General features: G+C 48.3%; 18 protein-coding genes. 7 read left to right on the top strand and 11 right to left on the bottom strand.

The features are described from left to right. The first annotated feature begins 243 nt into the window (after positions 1-243). The gene (lysS, locus tag NC996_RS02590; RefSeq protein WP_190681464.1) at positions 244-1,764 is read left to right on the top strand and encodes a lysine--tRNA ligase; all 1,521 of its coding nucleotides are present in this window, start codon (positions 244-246) and stop codon (positions 1,762-1,764) included. 162 nt (positions 1,765-1,926) lie between these two features. On the opposite strand, the gene NC996_RS02595 is transcribed toward lysS, so the two are convergent. Next, entirely contained in the window at positions 1,927-2,529 is a 603-nt protein-coding gene (locus tag NC996_RS02595) for a glyoxalase-like domain protein (protein WP_190413462.1), read from the bottom strand. Between the two features lie 461 nt (positions 2,530-2,990). Here NC996_RS02595 and NC996_RS02600 point away from each other — a divergent pair, with 461 nt between their 5' ends. Further along, complete coding sequence (locus NC996_RS02600; RefSeq protein ID WP_190413460.1) at positions 2,991-3,662, top strand: sigma-70 family RNA polymerase sigma factor; 672 nt, start codon at positions 2,991-2,993, stop codon at positions 3,660-3,662. Then, positions 3,652-4,761 carry a tetratricopeptide repeat protein gene (locus NC996_RS02605; protein WP_190677094.1) on the top strand — a complete coding sequence of 370 codons (1,110 nt, stop codon included), beginning with the start codon at positions 3,652-3,654 and terminating at the stop codon, positions 4,759-4,761. Before NC996_RS02600 ends, NC996_RS02605 begins: the two co-directional genes overlap by 11 nt. A gap of 79 nt (positions 4,762-4,840) precedes the next feature. Here NC996_RS02605 and NC996_RS02610 read toward each other — a convergent pair whose 3' ends face one another. The 4 genes from NC996_RS02610 to NC996_RS02625 form a co-directional block, all read right to left on the bottom strand. Next, positions 4,841-5,671: a hypothetical protein gene (locus tag NC996_RS02610; protein ID WP_190435689.1), complete on the bottom strand. Its 831-nt coding sequence runs from the start codon at positions 5,669-5,671 to the stop codon at positions 4,841-4,843. Positions 5,672-5,827: 156 nt separating this feature from the next. Then, positions 5,828-6,682 (bottom strand): DUF2267 domain-containing protein, encoded by an 855-nt coding sequence (locus NC996_RS02615; protein ID WP_190413454.1) that lies wholly within the window; start codon positions 6,680-6,682, stop codon positions 5,828-5,830. 278 nt (positions 6,683-6,960) lie between these two features. Continuing rightward, a complete protein-coding gene (locus NC996_RS02620) occupies positions 6,961-8,439 on the bottom strand; it encodes a HAMP domain-containing sensor histidine kinase (RefSeq protein ID WP_190681467.1) in 1,479 nt (492 codons plus the stop codon). A gap of 282 nt (positions 8,440-8,721) precedes the next feature. Continuing rightward, on the bottom strand, positions 8,722-11,949 hold the full coding sequence (locus tag NC996_RS02625; protein WP_190681470.1) for a glycoside hydrolase family 15 protein: 3,228 nt from the start codon (positions 11,947-11,949) through the stop codon (positions 8,722-8,724). 202 nt (positions 11,950-12,151) lie between these two features. Between NC996_RS02625 and NC996_RS02630 the strand changes: the two genes are divergently transcribed. After that, on the top strand, positions 12,152-12,307 hold the full coding sequence (locus NC996_RS02630; protein ID WP_190435681.1) for a chlorophyll A-B binding protein: 156 nt from the start codon (positions 12,152-12,154) through the stop codon (positions 12,305-12,307). Between the two features lie 146 nt (positions 12,308-12,453). Here NC996_RS02630 and rpoD read toward each other — a convergent pair whose 3' ends face one another. Next, the gene (gene rpoD / locus NC996_RS02635; protein ID WP_190413446.1) at positions 12,454-13,656 is read right to left on the bottom strand and encodes an RNA polymerase sigma factor RpoD; all 1,203 of its coding nucleotides are present in this window, start codon (positions 13,654-13,656) and stop codon (positions 12,454-12,456) included. A gap of 658 nt (positions 13,657-14,314) precedes the next feature. Continuing rightward, positions 14,315-15,001 carry a polysaccharide deacetylase family protein gene (locus tag NC996_RS02640; protein ID WP_190681473.1) on the bottom strand — a complete coding sequence of 229 codons (687 nt, stop codon included), beginning with the start codon at positions 14,999-15,001 and terminating at the stop codon, positions 14,315-14,317. A gap of 89 nt (positions 15,002-15,090) precedes the next feature. Between NC996_RS02640 and NC996_RS02645 the strand changes: the two genes are divergently transcribed. Then, positions 15,091-15,579 carry a hypothetical protein gene (locus tag NC996_RS02645; RefSeq protein WP_190413766.1) on the top strand — a complete coding sequence of 163 codons (489 nt, stop codon included), beginning with the start codon at positions 15,091-15,093 and terminating at the stop codon, positions 15,577-15,579. 72 nt (positions 15,580-15,651) lie between these two features. Here NC996_RS02645 and NC996_RS02650 read toward each other — a convergent pair whose 3' ends face one another. Continuing rightward, on the bottom strand, positions 15,652-16,431 hold the full coding sequence (locus tag NC996_RS02650) for a hypothetical protein (protein ID WP_190673832.1): 780 nt from the start codon (positions 16,429-16,431) through the stop codon (positions 15,652-15,654). 145 nt (positions 16,432-16,576) lie between these two features. Continuing rightward, positions 16,577-17,161: a hypothetical protein gene (locus tag NC996_RS02655; protein WP_190681476.1), complete on the bottom strand. Its 585-nt coding sequence runs from the start codon at positions 17,159-17,161 to the stop codon at positions 16,577-16,579. Between the two features lie 242 nt (positions 17,162-17,403). On the opposite strand from NC996_RS02655, the gene NC996_RS02660 reads away from it, so the two are divergent. Continuing rightward, positions 17,404-17,610 carry a hypothetical protein gene (locus tag NC996_RS02660; RefSeq protein ID WP_190413438.1) on the top strand — a complete coding sequence of 69 codons (207 nt, stop codon included), beginning with the start codon at positions 17,404-17,406 and terminating at the stop codon, positions 17,608-17,610. Positions 17,611-17,964: 354 nt separating this feature from the next. After that, positions 17,965-18,864 carry an alpha/beta hydrolase gene (locus NC996_RS02665; protein ID WP_190681478.1) on the top strand — a complete coding sequence of 300 codons (900 nt, stop codon included), beginning with the start codon at positions 17,965-17,967 and terminating at the stop codon, positions 18,862-18,864. Positions 18,865-18,918: 54 nt separating this feature from the next. Here NC996_RS02665 and NC996_RS02670 read toward each other — a convergent pair whose 3' ends face one another. Then, positions 18,919-19,446 (bottom strand): DUF4330 domain-containing protein, encoded by a 528-nt coding sequence (locus NC996_RS02670; RefSeq protein WP_190413433.1) that lies wholly within the window; start codon positions 19,444-19,446, stop codon positions 18,919-18,921. Positions 19,447-19,622: 176 nt separating this feature from the next. Then, the gene (locus tag NC996_RS02675) at positions 19,623-19,820 is read right to left on the bottom strand and encodes a hypothetical protein (protein WP_190413431.1); all 198 of its coding nucleotides are present in this window, start codon (positions 19,818-19,820) and stop codon (positions 19,623-19,625) included. Positions 19,821-20,198 lie beyond the last annotated feature (378 nt).

Here is a 20,198-nt window from a genome sequence, read left to right on the forward strand (position 1 = left end):
AATCTATTAAAATCTTACCAAGCATCTGTCTGAATGCAACTCAGACAGCGAATCTACTTGCTTCCACATCTACAACAAATAGCGATGCTGTTGGCGCAGCCGCAACGATTAACTCACAATTTTTGTGATGTGGGGAAAATGCGATCGCGCCCCTCCATCCTCCAACGCAAAACCAGACACAATAGTTAACATACTGACAAAAGAGCATTTACAATCAAAGACTGCCCCTAAAAGTTCCTTACCATGTCCTCAGATGATATCCGCGCCACGCGGTTAGAGAAAGTCGAACAGCTAAAGCAACTGGGAATGAATCCCTACGCTTACCAGTGGGAATCCAGCCACCATGCGGCGCAGTTGCAGGAAAAATACGCAGATTTGCCAAGCGGTGAAGAAGTTGAAGTAGAAGTCGCCATTGCTGGACGCATTATGGCGCGTCGCGTCTTCGGCAAACTTGCCTTCTTTACCTTGCAAGACGAAACTGGCTCGATTCAGCTGTATCTGGAGAAGAAAAGAATCGATGAAGGAATGGCGGATGTCCCGGATGCCTTTAAACACCTAAAGGATCTAACGGATGCCGGGGACATTCTGGGAGCCAAGGGGACAGTTAAACGCACGGAAAAGGGTGAGCTATCGGTTTACGTCAAGCAGTACGCGATTCTCACCAAGTCGCTGCTGCCTTTACCGGATAAGTGGCATGGATTGACGGATGTCGCCAAGCGCTACCGTCAGCGTTACGTGGATTTGATTGTCAATCCGGAAGTGCGAGAAACTTTCCGACGCCGCGCTCTGATTACCGCCGGAATTCGCCGCTATTTGGATAAACTCGGTTTTATTGAGATTGAAACGCCAGTGTTACAGGGAGAAGCTGGTGGTGCGGATGCGCGTCCCTTCGTCACCTATCACAACACGCTGGATATGGAGTTGTATCTGCGGATTGCCACAGAACTTCATCTGAAACGGCTGATTGTGGGTGGATTTGAGAAGGTGTTCGAATTGGGGCGGATTTTCCGGAATGAGGGGATTTCTACTCGCCACAATCCCGAATTCACCACGATTGAGGTTTATCAAGCCTACGCCGACTATCAGGACATGATGGCGCTGACGGAGGGAATTATTACCACTGTGGCGCAAGAGGTGCTGGGGACGTTGGAAATTACTTATCAAGGCGAGCCGATTAATTTAACACCGCCTTGGCGTCGCGTTACCATGCACGACTTAGTGAAGGAGCAAACTGGCTTAGATTTTACTGCTTTCCCTACGCTGGAAGCTGCGATCGCAGCAGCAAGTCAGGCAGGTATCGGAGGCGCACAAGAATGCGAATCGATTGGGAAAATTCTTAACGAAGCCTTTGAGCAAAAATGCGAACCGAATCTGATTCAGCCGACGTTTGTGCTGGATTATCCGGTGGAAATTTCTCCCCTGGCTAAGCCGCACCGCTCGAAACCAGGATTGGTAGAGCGATTTGAGCTATTTATTGTGGGACGGGAGACGGCAAATAGTTTCTCAGAATTAACCGATCCTATCGATCAGCGGCAACGACTGGAAGCGCAAGCGGCGCGAAAGGCGGCGGGAGATTTGGAAGCGCAAGGCGTTGATGAAGATTTCCTGACAGCGCTGGAGTATGGAATGCCGCCGACGGGTGGTTTAGGGATTGGGATTGACCGCTTAGTGATGCTGCTAACGGATTGTGCCAGCATTCGGGATGCGATCGCTTTCCCCCTCCTCAAACCCGAAAAATCCGACGCCACCCCAGAATCAACCTAAGCTCTGCCCCTTCCCGACTAAGGAAGGGGAGAATTAAAAAGAACCCAACAACCTAAAAATTTCTTCCTTTTCCCTCCCAATAACCAACATTTCTCCCTAACCCTTCCCTACAAAGGGAGGGTTAGGGAGAAATAGAGAGGGGTTAAGAAAAGGTCAATCTTGCTAATTCGACACTTCTGCCATTTCAATCACGCGACCGTCCAAATCTTTTACCAAAAAATTCAATGGTTTGTCGCGGCGAATTTTGTGCTTGACGCCCCGCATTTGCACCCGCATCAGCACCATCTCTAGGCAATCGTGGTCAAAACAAACGTGGCGCTGCTGGTTTTTCTTCCCCAAACTGGCTCCAGAAATTACGTGCAGTTGGGTGTTCTTCTTGAGCTGATACCATAAACCTTCCGTACCATTCAGCTTTTGGGTAGCAGTGCTTCCTCCCAACGTGGGTGAGAGATAAAGCGGATCGATGGCAGTAGCTCCCAACGTTTGCTCGTAGTTGTAGTAGTAGTGCAGCGGCACTTCTGCGACTGGCAAATCTAACAAGCCTTCATAAAACTGTCGCGCTGTGTCTAAATCGGACACCATGACGGTATGGACTTTTGGGGCGCTGGTGAGAAACATCCACATAGCACCAGCGTAGGCTGCCAAGAGCATCACCATGATGCCTTGAGTAGACAAGAGACCATCTAGAGGTAATTCAGGGAAAAAAGCACCTAAATGAACGAGCTGAGGCAGAAGAGAAATCGTATCAATTGCTGCTAGAACCATGAACCTACAAGGCTTGAAGAACTCTATTGAAAACTAAACTTACGGTTGCACATAACACTTTGACTGTAAAGCAGTCAAGAGCGCTATTTAATTCTATCAAGCTTAAACGAGTCTCTAAAATACTCTGTAAGTCTGCCGAAGTTAATAAAACTGACGCTGCAAGTCATCCAGCTCGATACTGAGACAAAGCGATCGCTACGATTTCAGATACCCGATTTCTCTATGAAGTCGGGTATCTTGCCTTTACAAAATGAGAAAGATAATCAGAAGGATGCGAGTTTGTTGAGCGCGATCGCTATTCAATCCATCGCACTGAAGCGATCGCATCAGCTAAAAAAATAAAGGGCGATTGGCACTCTTCCCACCGGCTAAAAATACAAGTATCATTTCTATTCCTGAAAACACTAGATATATTAGGGATCGTTCCTGGATAGAATGACTCCAGTAAGTGATTCAAAATCGTGCAAATTCCTCATTTCCCTGAAAGCAATCATCCGATTGTCAAATCGCTGTTTCATTACAGCGATCAGGAATTACTGACTTTGTTTCAGCGCCATCCGGAGCAGGGGCGCTTCTTCGTAGCGCTTTTCAGTCGCTATAGTCCGATTGTTTATACCCTAATTCAGCACTTGGCGCGATCGCCTGTACAAGCAGACTACCTCTTCGCCCTCACCTGGCGGCACATCTACTTTGAGCTAGGCGGACTGGATTTGCGCGATGTTAGCGGGACTGGGATGCTAACGTTCCAGAACTGGCTGATCAACATTACTGCTGTATGTATCAACCAGGCAGAATTGCCGCCCGTGGAGTCAATTCATTACAACCTACAAGCGGCTTCCCCGCCCCTGTGGTGTTATGTCGAACAAGCGTTGGAGCGATTCCCGCCGATGCTGCGATTGATGGTGCTGATGGCGCAGACCTTTAACTGGAGTCATACGCGGATTGCCGCTTATCTCCAGGCAGAGGGAGAAACAATTTCTCCCGCACAGGTTCAAGTCAAGCTCCAAGAAGGGTATCAACTGTTAGAAGCTTCTTTACCAGAGGATATTCGCACAATTTATCTGGTAGGAGCAGCTAAGCAACAAAAAGGTGAGAAGCAAGAGGCAAGTGGAGCGATTAGCTATGAGTTATGAGGAGCGAGGGTGGTTGTTTGCAGCATTCGCCAAACTAGGCAAAAATAGGGCACAAAAAATAAAAGAGAACAATGCTAATAAATTGAGATTCTTTTCTGTTTCTTTTATCTTTTTACTGTTTACTTTTTACTTGCCGAGCAGTGCCAAAGCCGTTAGTATTGACCAACAACTCAGTATCCCCTTGAACAATGGCACCCAAGGATATGCGAGGGAAGATGCTGACCGACTGCTGCGATTGGGCGCACAGGAGGAACAGAGAGGGAACCTGGCAAAAGCAATTCCCTACTGGATACAAGCACTGGATATTTACCAACAAATAGGCGATCGGCGGGCAATCGGTCAGACATACGATTATTTAGGTCTTACTTACGCCCGCTTGGGACGCTACTTTGAGGCGGAAGATGCCCTGCGACGCCGGTTGGCGGTTGCCCGCGACGAACCAGACTTCCAGGGGCAGATTTATGGCTTAAATAACGTCGGCACCGTTTTGCTGCAACGAGGTGCCGTGCAGGCGGCTTCAGCAAGCTTTTCTGAAGCACTGGCAATTGCCCAAAGCATCAACAGCCAAGCCGGGGAAGGACTGTCGCTAAGTAATCTAGGATTGGCGGCGGCAAATAGCGGCGATTATTTGCAAGCGATTAAACGTTACGAAGAAGCCTTGATTTTTCGGCGTCGGGGGAAAGACCCGCTGGGCGAGGCGAATACAGTGAATAATTTGGGAGATGCTTATCTGGCACTCAATCAATATCGGGATGCTCAGATTTCATACCGTGGGGCACTGAGATTGGGTCGGCAAATACGCGATCGCTCAACTCAATATCGAGCGATTGATGGTCTGCTGGTCGTCTACAGCAAGCTTAGGCAGTATCAGGAGGGTTTTGAACTGCTCGATCGCCGCTTAACCTTGGCTCAGGAATCGCAAAATTTGCGGCAAGAACTAGAATCGCTCAGGTTATTTGCCCAACTTTATCAGGTCAGTGGCAACCCAGTAACGGCGCGGACCTTCTACCAACGAGCGATCGTTTTGGCGCGTACCCTTGGGGATGAGCAGGAAGAAGCACTTTTGCTCAACAATTTGGCTCAAATTCGGATTAGATAAAGCGTTTGAATCAAAAGAGAAATGTAGGGATGCAAAGCTTTGCATCCCTACATTTCTAATTATGGAAATATTAAAACGGTTAGTTCAGCAAGACATTCCCGTTTTCCTGGATAGTCATGGCATTTTTGTCAACACTGAGATCCGTTGTTTCTTCCAAAACCACCTCTAACATTCCTTGTTCGCCTGATGTTTGGGGAACGACTCTCAACAGTGCCCCATTCGGACGTTGAAAGGTCAGATTTACAGGGGTTTTCAAGCCTTGGAGCGTAATATTATCTCTACCCGGTAGTCTTCGCTGATTGGTATCGCCCAGCACCTGGTAAGTAATGGGATCGCCGGTTTGGTTGATCAGCCTGACATTCACCATCCCATTCATGGGCATCACGTTAGAAGCGGGAGATTGTAGCTGTTCCGGGGCTGGTGCTTGAATCACAGCACCCGGTTGTGTCGGCGGTGCCGTCTCAGCGCCCGGTCTTGGCGGCGCTGGGGATGTTGTCTCAGTCGCAGAACCTGGCTGGAGTGGCGGAGCGGCTGGGCAACCTGCGGGAGGACGAATGCCCGCTTGAATGTATCTAGATTCGTAGAAAATGCTAGGACAAGGATTTAGCGGCGAAGCACCCTGAGCGTTATTCTGCAATTGGTTGACATTGTTAGGAGTGGAGTTATTTTGCATGATGCGATCACCACTCGCGGGTGATTGCATCATCTGCTCACCACTTGCCGGTGGTTGCATCATCTGCTCGCCACTTGCCGGTGGTTGCATCAGGCGATCGCGAGTATCGCGCGGTTGGTCGATCTCCCCTGGAGCCGAGTTCATCTGAGCCAGCGCTGGTAAGCCAAAGAGCAAACTCCCACAAATCGCGCCTGCTAACGCTAGTGTTTTTTTGATTGGCTGATGTTTGTGAATCATGATTGATTCTCCTTTAATTCAGTTTTTTAAAAGCATTTATACTGCCCGACTTCAGCAATTTGGTACTCGTCGGGCAGCAAAAAAAGATTTAAATTCTAGTCAGTTAAAGGCGAAAGTAAAGAATTTGCTCTTTTTACTTTTGCCTTTTTCAAAAAGTTAGGCTTGCTCCCAGAGTTCTCTAATTTTGTCGGGTAAGAAGCCAGCAATTTCCTGAATCCGTTCTTCGGACAATTCATCTTTTGTCGCCGAGAACACAGCCTTAATTGCCATTTCCGGTTCTACCCCTTGCGGCAAACCTGCTTCTTGGCGAATCCGGAATAGAAAAGTATCAGCCTTAATGATCAGGGGAGGACGAATCCGGCTAAGGAAATGGACAATTGGATTGGTATCCTGCCACAAGTCAGCAATTTCGTTTTGCAGCGCCTTATCTTCTGTCGGTTCTACTGGTTCATGCAGTTCAGAAGTCACCCGATCGGCGGCTTCATTCGTCATCATATCCCGCATGGTACGGAACACAACCTCACTAATATCTCTAGCATCAAAGATATCTTCCAGTTCGCCCCTGAACATCACTTTCTCTAGGAAGGGCATATCTTTTGTGGCAATGGGAACCACAGGACCTTCCTTAAGGGCTGCTGGCGGGTTTTCCTCCATTTTTTCCAACAGGCGTTGCCCTTTTTCGGTCAGTCTGGCACTTTTAAATTTAATTAGATGAGGTGCTAAACCATCAGAGGGATCGTAGGAATTGGCAATGCGGAAGTCGAACTCTTTCGGATTAACGACATCCGTGGTATCTTCCTGATTAGCGTAAGCATTGCCAGTAAATTCAGCATCGATATACTGCTTTTGATTTAAATAATCTAAGTGCCCCATCAGGTCGGTTTCTGTGACTTGTCTACCAGCGAAGTCTGCCGCCGTGAAGGCTACTTCATGCTTACCCGGTTCGCTGTCACCTTCGTGAATTTTTTTGAGTAAAATGTAAGCAACATCTTCTCTTAAGGGTATTGTCATCAGAATCTCCTTATATTTTGAATGTCGGATTTAGTAAACGCGGCGCTTTGCCCTAAACTTTCCATAAGAAAGGACTCGTATATAACGAGTAGAGCAATTGAAACTCAAAGAGAGTTTTAAAACCACTTTTGGGTCTAAATTTGGCTAAATTGCCTTAGCCGCTATTCAAGAAATTAGTAGGTCAAGCTTGATCCCTGCATCTGCCAGGGGAAGCATTTCTAAAGTAGAGTCTTCGGAAGGATGAGGAAGGGGATGAAAGATGAATGAATTTGTCCTGGCTAATATTCTTCTGTGGCTGCCGGTAAAGTGACGGTAACGGTTGTACCTTGATGGAGAATACTTTCAATCTGGATATGACCTTGGTGAGTTTCAACAATTGCCTGCGCGATCGCTAACCCTAATCCAGATCCCGTTACCGTTGTATTTCCTGCGATATGAGTTCTAGCTGGATCGACTCGATAGAATCGGTCGAAAATGTGGGGCAGTGCCGACTCTGGAATGCCGATGCCAGTGTCGCTGACTCCGACTTGCAGATGGGGCATCCCGTGGCGTTTCGTGGCGAGGCGATTCATGGTATCGACCCATTGCAATGTCACATCAACTTTACCCCCTGCTGGAGTGTATTGCAGGGCGTTACTAACCAGATTTGTGAAGAGACGCGCCAGTTGATCCCAATCTCCCTCAATCGCAAAGGCATCCTCTTCAAATTTGGGATTTGGGATTTGGGAGGGGAGATTTTCTTGCTCAATCATTCCCATATTTAAAATTGGCAATCCAAAATCGAGAGATAGCTTGACACCTTTCTCCGCAGCGACTAGCTGTTGTTCTTCAATCACCTCCATCAACAAGGCATCAAGGTGAACTTGAACCCAAGTGCGTTGTTTCATGCCACTATCCTGCCGCGCCAGAAATAGCAGATCGTCCACCAAACGCCCTAAACGCCTGGTTAGCCGTTCTACAACCTTCAGCTGTTGTCGGTAATGGATAGGTGCCGCCCCAGATGCCGCTATCAGGTCGGGATCGTCCAGCGCCACCTGCACATTCGTTTGAATCATGGCAATCGGGTTCCGCAGTTCGTGGGAGGCGTCAGCGGTGAATTGTTTAAGCCGTTGGTAGGACTCTCTCACGGGTTCCATCGCCAAACCGGAAAGCCACCAGCCGCTAGTCGCCACAGAAATCAACATTAGTCCGGTGCCAAAAATCAAATCAACCATCAACAAGCGAGTCGGTTTGGCAACCTCAAACCAAGGATGGCTGACCCGCAGATATCCTAGTACCTGACGCCCCATTTGCACTCGTTGCGTCACCTGTCGCAAAAGCAGCTTGGAGTCCTTCGTTGCCTCCCTGGTCGAAGACCAAAATTCCGAGTCTAATATCCCTTGCCAGGAAGCCCGAACGACCGGCACGGTTTCACCAGTGCGGTTGAGATGAATGGGAATATCTAAAGGTTCGGAGAGAGTTGACCAGAGTAATTCACCTGTGGGGCTAAACCACTCTAGGTCGATGTGGTCGTCTTCAGCGGCTTCTGCATCGTTGCGAAAACTTGCTTCGACGTTGACGGATGAACTGCCATTCGGGGCGGTTTCAATCACGAGCGATCGCTGCACCACTTCCACTACATGATTGAGCGTGTCATCCACGCGCTCAATCAGCGTGTTGCGGACATACAAATAAACCCCAGTAGCAAATAGCAGTAGCAGTACCGCTGTAACAGCCGTGTACCAAATAGCTAATCGCCGACGAGTAGCTTGAAACATAAATTAACTCAATCTTTTGCCAATGCTATTCTGGCAACTCACCCAAACGTTGCTAGTCGGTAAGCGTAGCTAGGGGTAAAACTTTACTATAATCGCTATCCTCTTAAGCGCCTGCCTTTCCCAACTTCGATGATATTAAATTAGCGAAAAAATTAAGCATATAACTTCAACGCTAATATCTACTTTTTACACAAAGATACGGAGAGAAATCAATCTAACTTCGCGTACCTTTGCGTTTTCCTTAGCGTACCTTTGCGTTTCAAATATTCAATCTAAGCAACTTTAAGCAGCACTGCGTTGCCCAAATTGAGTCAGGAAGCGGAACGCCTTGACAATAGAACTCGCACAATCTCTGGGAGAAGTGTCGTAAAAAGCACGCCATGCGGCGGCTTTGTACTCGTCATAGCGATCTGCTCGTTCTGGAAATTTGTCCAACCAAGCCAAGCGTACGGCATGACCAATTAGCACATCTAGCACAATATATTCTTCTACTTGTAACTCTGGATTCGCTTGAGCGATCGCTGCCAATTCCATTAATGCCTCAATATTTACCTTTCGGTATTCCGGTGCCTGTATTTTATTGAGTAAATGCTCGATTCGCAGGGCAAAATTCTTTTCCCCTGGCGTCATTTCTGACAAAATCAAATGGCTATCCAAACGATTGCGACGCTCTAGCTTATCCCCAATTACTACACCTTTGCAGTGTTTCAGCAATCTCCAAACGCTGGGATAAAAATCTTTCGGTACTCGATTGAGTGCCCCATCTAGTTGTCGCTGTCGCAACCAACCCCCAGCAGTGGGTGCCTCTTCCTCATCGGGTTCCACCGGCACCACCCACTCAATCTCCTGTTCCTGCTGTTTAACGTGTAAAGATTCTTGCTGACGCAGCACTTGATTCATCCCCTCATACCCAGCCAATACTTGGCGCAGCCGCATTCTCACTTCAAAAGGACTTAACTGCATCAAGTGTTCGTAAGCTTCATCCTGAGTCAGGCACAACTCGTGCGCCAATTCGCTAGTCAGCAGCAGGATCAAATATCCCACCCGCAGCGTCAGCAAACCATCAAATAGCTGAGGTTCCCCCTTGATCAGGAGTCCGAGATAAATTAGGATTTCTTGAGTGAAGACGCGATCGCGAATATCCTCCCCACAGAACTCGCGGATCTTGTCCATAATTTCTGTATAAGACATCGGGCGTGCCATCAGCGACGCCTCAGTATACGCCTTGCCCACCGTAATCTGCTTGCCCCGCACCAGGATATCCGTCACCGCATCCGATAAGCCAATATCAACTTTATTCAGTAACCCAGCGGCATGACGTACCACCGTCCAGTGGGGGGACGCTTCGCTGGTGCCTGCCTTGGTGTAAACTTCATCCAGCAAATCCGCCACTGTCACTCGCTGTTCCGGCCCTCCAAAGCCGGTATCAAAATCCAATCCCTGCAACCGCACTAAGGTATGCAACAACTCGATTTGTTCGTAGATGTTTTCCGACTCCCGCAGGCTAGAGAGCAATAACCCCAAATTGGTTTCGCACTCCAGCATAAATTCTTGAGTATTACCCAGCGGCCAATTTTTATCAGGATGGCTGGTCAGGTAGTACCGTCGTGTCGCCGCATCTTGAACCGGCGATTGGGTAAACTCAAAGTCGTGTAGAAAATCAATTCGTTGTGTCCCAGATGTCAGCATCAGCTGATTCAGCCGCCCCAATTTCACTCGAACCCCATTGCATAAACCATCTTTTAGCTCCTGCATCAGTTCCAGAAGCGCCTCTGAGCCGGTTTCCAGCATTGCGTGGGTCAGCAACAACGTCATGGTAGGACGCCCTAGCTCAAACCAATTGCGCTGAATATAAGCAAGTTCGCTCTGAATTTCAGCAACTAAGAAATGGTAGTCAAGGGTCAGGTAAAACTGCTGTTGATCCAAAAATGACGGTAAGAAGACAATCGTCTCGCTACGAATACGAAAAATCCTCGATGTTGTTAAAGTCCGCAACCGGCGCACGGGTCTGCCCGTGAGTCCCAGCTTATCGTTCCGCCCAATTTGGGTATAAACCGCCGAAAGTTCTGTTGCTTGACGCACCTGAATCGGCTCCAGTTGTTGCGGCGTCTGCGTTGCAATGCCGTGGACTGCTAATTCAGCCTGTAACTTTTCATCTTCTGCCAGCAGCGCAATTTGTACCATCGGGTTTCCTTCCCGACCCACACTCAGGTGCCGTCCCAGCGGGTCAATATCTCCCACCGCGATTAACTTTTCACTCAGCATTTCTCCTAGCAGGTACAAGCTTTGCGCCCACACCAAGGGGATATTTTCATTCGGCAGGCGCGGTTGGGTGTGGGGGTTCTGTCTCTCCGCCTCAATCTTTTCCGCCGGGACATAATAAAGCTCCGGTAGCAGCCGCAAACCGTCCTGCTCAATCAGCAGAAACTCCAGGCACTCTTGATAGTCCTTAACTTGTTCCATGTCTCCTCGAAACAAGCCATCCAGAACCAGGTAGGTGAAAAATAAAGGCCATTCGCACTCAATATGCTCAAATTGCTGCAATTCCCAAGGTTCGTAGTGCAAGCGGCTGGTATCTTCCAAAACAGTTTGGTGTCCATCTCGCAAAAAGCGTTTGCACCCGTAGCGTCCCTCCAATTTGTCGATGATTTTCTGCCGGGTGCGTTCCATCAGCTCCATATTTTCCACCGCAAAGGCTGGGAAACTAATGACGCTCAAGCTAGCCGCATCCACTTCTTTGGAGCTAGATTCCCTTGGTAACAGGGATTTCAGGGTCATACGAGCGCGAGCAATTTCATCCGGCAGCACATGAATTACAGAAGCCTGAGAACCGCGCACTCCGAATAAATCCAGTCCGCTTATTGCTTCTAAAGCGGCTTTTGCCATCCCGACCGAACTGGCATTTAGTTCTGGATTCCCCCGGTTTATCTTATTTCCCCGCTCCCAAATGCCATAATCGGGGGTTCTGTAAGTTCTGCCAATGTAATAGACCAGATTTTGGACAAAGTTGACTTCGTCAATGGCGTAGATGATATGTAACCCCGATGCCGTCATCTGAGCCAGCATCAGCAGAAATAGCGAGGTGGCATCTAACTGCAAGTGTCCCCAAGCGTCATCGCCGACTACGACATCACCCGTGCTGGTGTTGTACTTGGCGTGCAGGCAGTCTAGGAGGGATTGGCTTTGTTTGAAACCCTCGACTTTGTGGCTTTGTCGCATCATACAGAACAACAGCCCCCGCATCAGCTTGACGACGCTTTGTTCTAGCTCGTAGGTGCGCCCTTTGTCTTCATCGACTTTGCGGTAAGCTAGCGCCAATCCCCAAACGGCGAGAATGCTGTAAACGTTGTCGCGTACCCAGGCATCGGTGTAGTCGCCGTGGGCGTTAATTGCAGTACTGGCGGGCAACAGACCCGTAATCGGATTTTGACGGTTGAGAATGACAGCCTTGATCTGGTGGTAGTAATCGTCTAGGCGATCGCTTAGCGGTTGTGAGGCGTTTAGCAACATATCATTCTCCTAAAGAGAGGGGTGCTGGGGGTCGTCCCCGGCAAAACGAAGAGAGTGTCAGAAATCCAGCCCAAGTGCTTTTTATTTTCGCACCAAAGCTAAAATTCATCTGCCTCGCGAAGCAGATTGCTGCGCGTTCACAATTCTTTAGTTACATTCTTGTACAGATGGTAACAAAAGTTTATTTTATGGAGTTAAGACTATGCAAACTCAAGACCGCAACGATGCAACCAAGATTGGCTTTACGCCCCAAGCTGAAAATTGGAATGGGCGTTTTGCCACGATCGGCTTTTTCATTGCCATGATGATTGAACTCACCACGGGTCAAGGCGTTCTTCACTTCTGGGGTTTGATGTAATATATTTCAGTTTTATAAATTTGGTCAATTTCAAAAGCTCACTGGGAGTTTATCTAGGAACTCCCAGTTTTTTGTTTCCCAAATAATAGTAGGGGCAGGTAAAGAAACCCGCCCCTACTATTATTTATCTCGCTAAAAAGGATTGTCTAGCGAATGTATTCTTTGAGAATACTGTTGCGATTGGGATGCCGCAACTTGCGGAGAGCTTTCGCTTCAATTTGACGAATCCGTTCGCGGGTAACGTTGAAGATTTGACCGATTTCTTCAAGAGTTTTCATGCGTCCATCATCCAAACCGTAGCGCAGACGCAGCACATCCCGTTCGCGGGGGCTGAGGGTGTCGAGGACGCTTTCTAGATCTTCCCGGAGGAGGTTTTTAGAAACTTGATCTTCGGGGGTTTCACCATCTGCTTCGATGAAGTCACCCAGACGGGAGTCTTCTTCTTTACCGATGGGAGTTTCTAGAGAAATGGGTAACTGAGCTGATTTAGCAATGAATCGCAGTTTCTCGATGGTCATTTCCATGCGAGTAGCGATTTCTTCTTCAGTGGGTTTGCGACCCATTTCTTGGGATAGAAGCTTGGTAGTTTTTTTGATCCGAGAAATGGTTTCGTACAGGTGAACAGGTAGTCGAATGGTGCGAGATTGATCCGCGATCGCTCTCGTAATTGCCTGACGAATCCACCACGTCGCATACGTGGAGAATTTGTAACCTTTTTCGTGGTCAAATTTTTCAGCGGCTCGAATCAAGCCTAGACTGCCTTCCTGAATCAAGTCTTGGAAGGATAAGCCGCGATTCATATATTTTTTGGCAATCGAAACCACCAAACGCAGGTTTGACTGCACCATTTTGTCTTTAGCGCGGCGACCTACATAGAGGCGATGTCGGAACGCTGGTAGGCGCTTCTTCACCTCTTTAGACCACTCTTCTTGTTGGGGTTCTCGCCCTAGCTGAGTAGCGAGTTGTTCCCAGACTCGCTCAGATTTCAGCACTCCCTCAGCCCACTCTATATCCTGCGGTTCCCGCTCCAGATTTTCGATCAGTTGCTCGCGCAAACGCTCTAATTCTAGTAAGTCGGCTATCTTGCGTGCGAGTTCAATTTCTTCATCGGCTCTTAAGAGACGAATCCGACCAATTTCTTGTAAATAGAGACGAATCGAATCCTCAGTGTAGTGTTTCTTTTTCGTTTGCACCCGACGACGGGATCTACTGACCTTACCAGGCTTACCTTCGTCTTCATCGGGCGTTACGTCTACAAAGTCGTCTTGATCCGCGTCTTCATCAATTAAGAGATCCAACTCGCTCTCAGGCGGAGTGATGATTTCGAGTACGTCGTTGGCCTGGGTCATGCCGAATTCCTCATGCTCCTTCAGTTAAAGACCAGAAGATGGTGTTAGTTAATCTACAAAACAAGTTAGCCAGTCGTTTACCTTGCCAGCTTTCAACGCTTGCTGACTGGCTCAATGAGAGAAAAGAGAGAATGCGCTTGCGTGCAACGCCAGCGTTCGATAACCGCGTTGAAATAGGTGTTAATGCTGGTAGTGTTCAAAACCTTTCCGATTGTAGCCTTTCTCACAAAACTTGCACGCTTTTGGTTTATTTAAACCTTCAAATATGAAGTTAATGTCAAGGCGGCTTTTCCCAATGGATAATCCGATTGGAATTGATACACCCACTCCGATCTCATCTCCTTCAACTAGCTTGTACAGGATTTACCAGCAACACTCGCTGGTTGATTTGGTGATGCCTCCAGCCAGTTGAGCGCTGTCTTTCTATAAATAGCCTATAGTTAAGCGTCAAAGGTTTGGGGAGAGTAGCACTAAGCAGTAATGAACGTTTAGGCAAAACTAGAGAAAATATTGCTTGATTTCGCATTTTGCTTAAATGCAACTCTATCCTACTGACGCTTGATGGGCGATGGGTTGCGACAAATGGCTGAATTCTATTCCGTCATTCTAATCAACAAGAGCCAAAATGTGACAGAGAAAACATCAATATATTTCGTATTTAGGTTAAAGAGGTCAACTGACTTTGCTGCCACAGCGCATCGATGGTAACAAATTGATATCCTTGCTGCAATAGTTTAGGCACTAACTGGGCGGTCGTTTCAGCCACATCTTGACCTCCATAATAGCCATCATGCAAAACAATGACCGAACCATTTTGGACTTGCCGCAAAACTCGCTGTACGACGACGCTAACCCCAGGCTGTACCCAGTCTTCCGGCACCACGCTCCACATGACAGGTCGATAGTTCCACTGCTGCAATAAATCTAAGGTCTGGGGTGTAAACAAACCATTGGGGGGTCGAACGTCACGAATAAATCGTGGATCGAGTTGACAGGCGTGTTGGATCGCCTGCTGTGTCTGTTCCATACTTTGTTTGAGGTCAGATGGACTCAGCTTGGGAAAAGCGCGATGATCGTACCCATGTAGCCCAAGCCAGTGACCCCGCCGGTAGACTTCTTTCGCAGTCGCTGGTGCGCGGTTAACGCAAACACCCAGCCAAAAAAAACTGGCGGGTATGCCGTAGTGGTCTAGCACTTTCAAGAGTTCGGGAGTGTATTGGGGATGGGGACCATCATCAAACGTGAGAGCGATCGCTCGTGAATTTCCAGTACCCGACCACAGACAACGGGGAAAGGCAGGCTGAAGAATTCGGTACACAATAGGAAATAGCGGAGCTAGCTGCATTTGCTCTTTGATGTCGTTTTTCTAATGGGTGTCAACAGACGGTGAGTCTCAAAGGTCAATTTAAACAACAAAGCCCATGTTTTGCCATACTGGCGGGAGCTTCTCTTTTATTTGCTCTCTCTGGGTGCAGCACCGTAACCACTAACCAGTATGAAGCAACCGCCCGGACAACTTTAACTTGGAAAGTCGGTTACTCGACTAATCCGGGTCGCAATCAAGAGCGAATCGAAACTTTTGGCTCTACTTCCTTACTCAACCGCAATGGGGAGAAGCCAGAAGGCGCGGTAATTGGCCCCGACGAACGGGAACTTTGGTGGTCTGCACTGCCACCACGACCCACGCTTGATGAAATTGAACAGCGACTGCAACCTGCCGAAAAGGCAAGCCAGCCAGAGATTTTGCGAGATGTGAATTACCAAATTACTTATCGCAGCAACGGGCAGAGTGTTACCTTGCCGACGAATTACGATGTCTATCGAGAGGTTGTCAAGGCATATCCTTCCCAAACGCCTTTAGAGCTGACGCTAGGCGTCAATGATTCCTCTGTGGAGAAAGCGGAACCCAAGTTTGAGAATTAAAAGAGATATTAAAAAGCAAAAATTAAGCGGGGGCGATCGCTTCCCTGTCTTTCGGCTCCTCTGCCCCCCTGCTTAATTCTTCCTGCGGACTTTAGCCACAGAGCGTTTCAAAACAACAGGCGTCTTTAACGGTTGACTACCCTTAATTAACGGCTGGTTACTCTCCAATGCTTGCAGACCATCGAGAACCGCATCTCGGATCGCCGCTTCCGGTTCTTGATTCAGCATCAGCCGAAAGTATTCGGCAACACTACGTCGATGCTCCCGCTCTAACCGAGCCTCTGTGACTAAGGCACAAAGTCGGCGAACCGCAATCAGACGCTTCAGGGGGTCTACCTGCGTCAGCTCCGTTAACCAATGGTTCAGGTTAGCTTCATCCCGATTCAGTTGACGGCTAATAATTTGCCAGACCAAGAGGATTAGGGTTGCCAGAGTGCCCAGACCTTGAAGAATTGCACCAGCAGCAATCCAGGGACTGTCAGAGTCTACCCAGATGGAAACTGCCATATAGGTGCTGAGGCTGGCAATGCCGCCACTGCCAACGGCAAGCGTTAATTGCCGGTTGGAACCACTAAAAAACCGTTGCAGGCTCGACCAGTGTACTTGCCAGTCCCACTCCTGCATCAGGTAAACCAGCAACATTACCAACACACCAGCGCCGGTAGCCAGTAGGAGCTTCCAGTTCCAGAACAGCATCACCACCACAACGGCGCTCACCACCAGCCAGCTGCCCGATCCCTGACCTGGGTGCCGGGGAAACAGCTTGAGGACTGGCATTTTTAATTGTTTCTGCGACAGAGCCAATTGGATCTGGTTTACGAGTTGTTGTCGCCAAGACGACGCCTGTGCCACGAAAGTTTCCTGCTTAAGTCAGATAGATTATACCTAACGAGTTAACTATCGTAATACCTTTTAGTCCTAAGCTCGTAGCCCGTAGTCATTCGTCCTTCGTTTTAGCAAGTTGACCAAGGACTACGAACCAATGACCGATAACCGCTCACAAACCAAAGCTCAAGTCATCGACGGTCAGACAGCCATCAAAAGCGTAGAAGGTGATCCGATAGATATTTGGTACTGCGACGCTCAGCTGAGTGTTCGGAGGAATATTGGAATCCGTTCCGGCTAGATTTGGTTCTGTCAACTCCGAGCGCCCCAGGAGTTGGTTTTGCTGGTCGTAGGCAGATAAAATTGTTCGCTGAGAACTGGTGACAAAGCCGCTGACAAAGCGAACCGGAAACTCAAAGGAAATTTCTATCAAGCCGTTTTTAGGGGCACCCATGAGGACGGTGGTGCCAGATCGAGGGGGGAAAGCGGGGTTGGAGGGATGGAGAGCGATCGCATTTCTAAACGTGAGACCCCATTGCTGAAACTGGCGCTCCACCACGTCAAAGCATTTCAAGTCTTCCATGTTGAGGCGAACGCAGGTTCCCTTATTTAAGGGGAAGCCGGAGTCAGCGCTAGCCGGCTCCTCGCTAGGAGAAGCGACAACGGTGGACGCATCGTTCGACTCAATTGTTGGTGCGGATGCGGATGCGTTAAAGTCGCTGATTTCATCCCACGGAAGACTGCATTGCTTTGCCATAACATTCTGTGAATGTACTTTTTCAAGAACTGGATCGCCGTTTATTACTCCGACGCAGATATCTCCAGACTTGACGGAGCTATCACTTGGGAGTGACGACCTGAAGCTACTAATCCCCCCTCTGTTCATTCAGCCTCCTTGACGTATGGGGCGTCTTTTACGATCTGATTCCGAGTAATGCTTCTTCCCTCAGGCAAAAAATTCCGCATTTTTAATTTCTTGTGAGGGAAGTTTTAGAAGAAATGTTCCAGTCATCAACATTGGCTGATGACCGATTGCCATCGCGATCGCACACACCCTGTTACTTAAATACGCAAAAACCCGGTGAGGGGTTTCACCCCCTACCGTTTGGATTATCTCTGATTTTTTCTAATTTGGCGGAAAAAAACCAGCGGCTGGATTGGCATAGCGGAAAGTCTTATCAACCGGCTGATGTATTTTTACCTTAATTTACATCTGCCTTTAGGGATAACTATTTGCAAAATCTTTAATTTCAAGACGGTTGTTTTATCGTTCCTTTAAATTGCGGATAAATTACAGGATCGTTGCTCCAGTTAGGCTGGGCGCATTTGCTGCTAGATCGTTTGGTCTGACGCTACCCGATGAGAAATTCTGAAACCACCTATATGCAAGCGTTTCATCGTTCAAAGTCTAAAGCAAAAATCTAAAATAGTATCAGTCACCAGCTCAACTGAGCACCGCCGATTGAAACTGGGTGTTAGGAATCAACCAGTAGTCAGACGTTCTAACACTCAACAATTCGCGACAATGAGCGCTCGTGGCGATAACAATGAGGTTTATTCATGATTCAGCCACCCGGCTTTGAGATGCAATCGATTGTCACTTCCTTGGGAAGAGTGGTGTACTACACCCCCAAGGGGGCACCTTGGCGCTCGGCGGATGCAGCCATGTCAGAGAATCTGCCCACGTTGGTTTTCCTACATGGCTTTGGTGGTGGGTCATCCGCCTACGAATGGTCGAAAGTCTATCCAGCTTTTGCAACCGATTATCGAGTGATTGCACCCGACCTAATTGGTTGGGGTCGGTCTGACCACCCCGCACGCAATTACCAGATAGATGACTACATCAACACAATTATTGAGTTCATCGAGCAGACTTGTAACGAGCCAGTACCCGTCGTGGCATCTTCTCTCACGGCTGCTTTTACAATTAGAGCTGCGATCGCTCGCCCCGATCTCTTTAAGTCCCTGATTCTCACCACACCGGCGGGTCTGTCTGACTTTGGGGAAAATTACACCCGTAGCTTTTTTGCCCAACTCGTTGCTACGCCCATTCTGGATCGCTTGCTCTATAGCACGGGCGTTGCTACGGAGGGTGGCATCCGTAGTTTCCTAGAACAGCGACAATTTGCTCGTAGCCGTCGCGTATATCAGGAAATCGTAGACGCTTATTTGCAATCTGCCCAACAACCCAATGCGGAATATGCAGCGCTCTCTTTTGTTCGGGGAGATTTATGCTTCGATCTATCCCTTTACATAACTCAGCTAAACGTGCCTACTGCCATAATGTGGGGGGAAAAGTCCGAGTTTACGGGTCCGGAAGTTGGCAGGCGGCTGGCAGCTTTAAATCCGCAAGCTGTCCGGGTTTTTCAGGCGCTTGATGATGTGGGATTGACGCCCCAACTGGAACTGCCTGCGGTGACAATCGGCTTCATCCGGCGATTTTTAGACTTGCTGGACTAGAAATGTCAAAGAAACCCATTATTTTAGAAAATAGTGGGTTTCTCTACCGCAAGATTAGTCTGGGAACCGGATATCAATGACTGTGGAATTGAAGTTATAACCTGAGCCGTCTAGTTCTACTGGAATGCCAATTTTGAGTTTGGTACCGCCGACAACCGGCCCATCTTTTGTGATTTGGGCTTTAGTACCGAAAGTCATCAGCATATCGGTACTGAAAGAATCAGGTCTAGGATCGGGGAGCGCTTTGACAGAACCATCCGGTTGCGGGACGGTCACGCTTCGGGGCAGGATCTTGATGGATTTAATCTCCATCTGTCCGGCGGGTTGATTGCGGATAATAATATTCGTTTTTTTGTCCTTCTGGAACTGGTCGATTAAAGCCTGGGGATCTCGCACATTTAAACCCCGGACAATCAAATCCATTTCTACGGGTTTTGTGGTAACGCCGACTTGGGCAACCGAACCGGAAGTGCCGGGAAAAAAGAAGATTCCTACAATAACTGAGAGAATCACTAAGGCAGCACCCACATCTAAGATGCTCACCTTGCCGAATAAGCGACCTTGAGAATCCAAAATCTTCATGCAGAATTGTCCTGGCTCTAGCTAAAAAACTGGGGAGATTCAGTAACCTCTAACTCTACAAATCACAAGGTAGATGATACTTAATCCGGCAGTCTTTTGTCAGAGTACCATGAGTGTCGCCTAGAGAGTGCTGGCAGATGGCTGGTTGTAAAGCCTTCCTGAAAAGACTGCCTAACTTAGTCTACGACACGGATGTAGCCTTGTTTCAGGCTGTCAAATACTCGGTTGACTTGGATCTGCTCTTCGGAGCTGAGAGCCGTCTTCGATAACAGCGCCGCCATCAGCCGTTGTTGGTCATGGCGAGTAATTCTGCGCGTAGTTAATAATTGCTCGACTAATTGAGCGATCGTTAGGGAGAGGCTTTGAGCTTGCATCTGGTTATCGGGGCACAGGATTCTATTTAAATTTTCGGTAAACTTGCCCTCCAGTTCATCAGGACATTCACCGAATCTGGTGATGAAAAATGGCTAAATTTTCAGGAGTACCGAATCAGTATTGTACGGGGGAGCGATCTTAGTTTGAGGCTTTGCCCAGGCTTGAGCGATCGCAAAATCTCTCGATTGTGGTTGAAGCTGCAACTTAGAATTCTCAAATCACGTCTGTTTGTTTCAGACTAATGAAAGTTGTTGTCACATTTACGCGGAGCGATCGCATTCTTATAGATTCTCTTTCGCTGGGCTGATGCCTAGAAGAAGAACAAGAACCCGAAATTGTGACTTAAAAAATGTGGTGTTGCCTCGCCTGCTTTCAGG

Origin of the sequence: Trichocoleus sp. ST-U2, from assembly GCF_039961875.1 — a bacterium.
GTDB lineage: Bacteria > Cyanobacteriota > Cyanobacteriia > Cyanobacteriales > FACHB-T130 > FACHB-T130.

Bases quoted from the DNA above. Each gene is read 5' to 3' on its own strand.
- lysS (WP_190681464.1), top strand. From the start codon at position 244: ATGTCCTCAGATGATATCCGCGCCACGCGGTTAGAGAAAGTCGAACAG.
- NC996_RS02595 (WP_190413462.1), bottom strand. From the start codon at position 2,529: ATGGTTCTAGCAGCAATTGATACGATTTCTCTTCTGCCTCAGCTCGTT.
- NC996_RS02605 (WP_190677094.1), top strand. From the start codon at position 3,652: ATGAGTTATGAGGAGCGAGGGTGGTTGTTTGCAGCATTCGCCAAACTA.
- NC996_RS02610 (WP_190435689.1), bottom strand. From the start codon at position 5,671: ATGATTCACAAACATCAGCCAATCAAAAAAACACTAGCGTTAGCAGGC.
- NC996_RS02615 (WP_190413454.1), bottom strand. From the start codon at position 6,682: ATGACAATACCCTTAAGAGAAGATGTTGCTTACATTTTACTCAAAAAA.
- NC996_RS02620 (WP_190681467.1), bottom strand. From the start codon at position 8,439: ATGTTTCAAGCTACTCGTCGGCGATTAGCTATTTGGTACACGGCTGTT.
- NC996_RS02625 (WP_190681470.1), bottom strand. From the start codon at position 11,949: ATGTTGCTAAACGCCTCACAACCGCTAAGCGATCGCCTAGACGATTAC.
- NC996_RS02630 (WP_190435681.1), top strand. From the start codon at position 12,152: ATGCAAACTCAAGACCGCAACGATGCAACCAAGATTGGCTTTACGCCC.
- rpoD (WP_190413446.1), bottom strand. From the start codon at position 13,656: ATGACCCAGGCCAACGACGTACTCGAAATCATCACTCCGCCTGAGAGC.
- NC996_RS02640 (WP_190681473.1), bottom strand. From the start codon at position 15,001: ATGCAGCTAGCTCCGCTATTTCCTATTGTGTACCGAATTCTTCAGCCT.
- NC996_RS02655 (WP_190681476.1), bottom strand. From the start codon at position 17,161: ATGGCAAAGCAATGCAGTCTTCCGTGGGATGAAATCAGCGACTTTAAC.
- NC996_RS02660 (WP_190413438.1), top strand. From the start codon at position 17,404: ATGTTCCAGTCATCAACATTGGCTGATGACCGATTGCCATCGCGATCG.
- NC996_RS02665 (WP_190681478.1), top strand. From the start codon at position 17,965: ATGATTCAGCCACCCGGCTTTGAGATGCAATCGATTGTCACTTCCTTG.
- NC996_RS02670 (WP_190413433.1), bottom strand. From the start codon at position 19,446: ATGAAGATTTTGGATTCTCAAGGTCGCTTATTCGGCAAGGTGAGCATC.
- NC996_RS02675 (WP_190413431.1), bottom strand. From the start codon at position 19,820: ATGCAAGCTCAAAGCCTCTCCCTAACGATCGCTCAATTAGTCGAGCAA.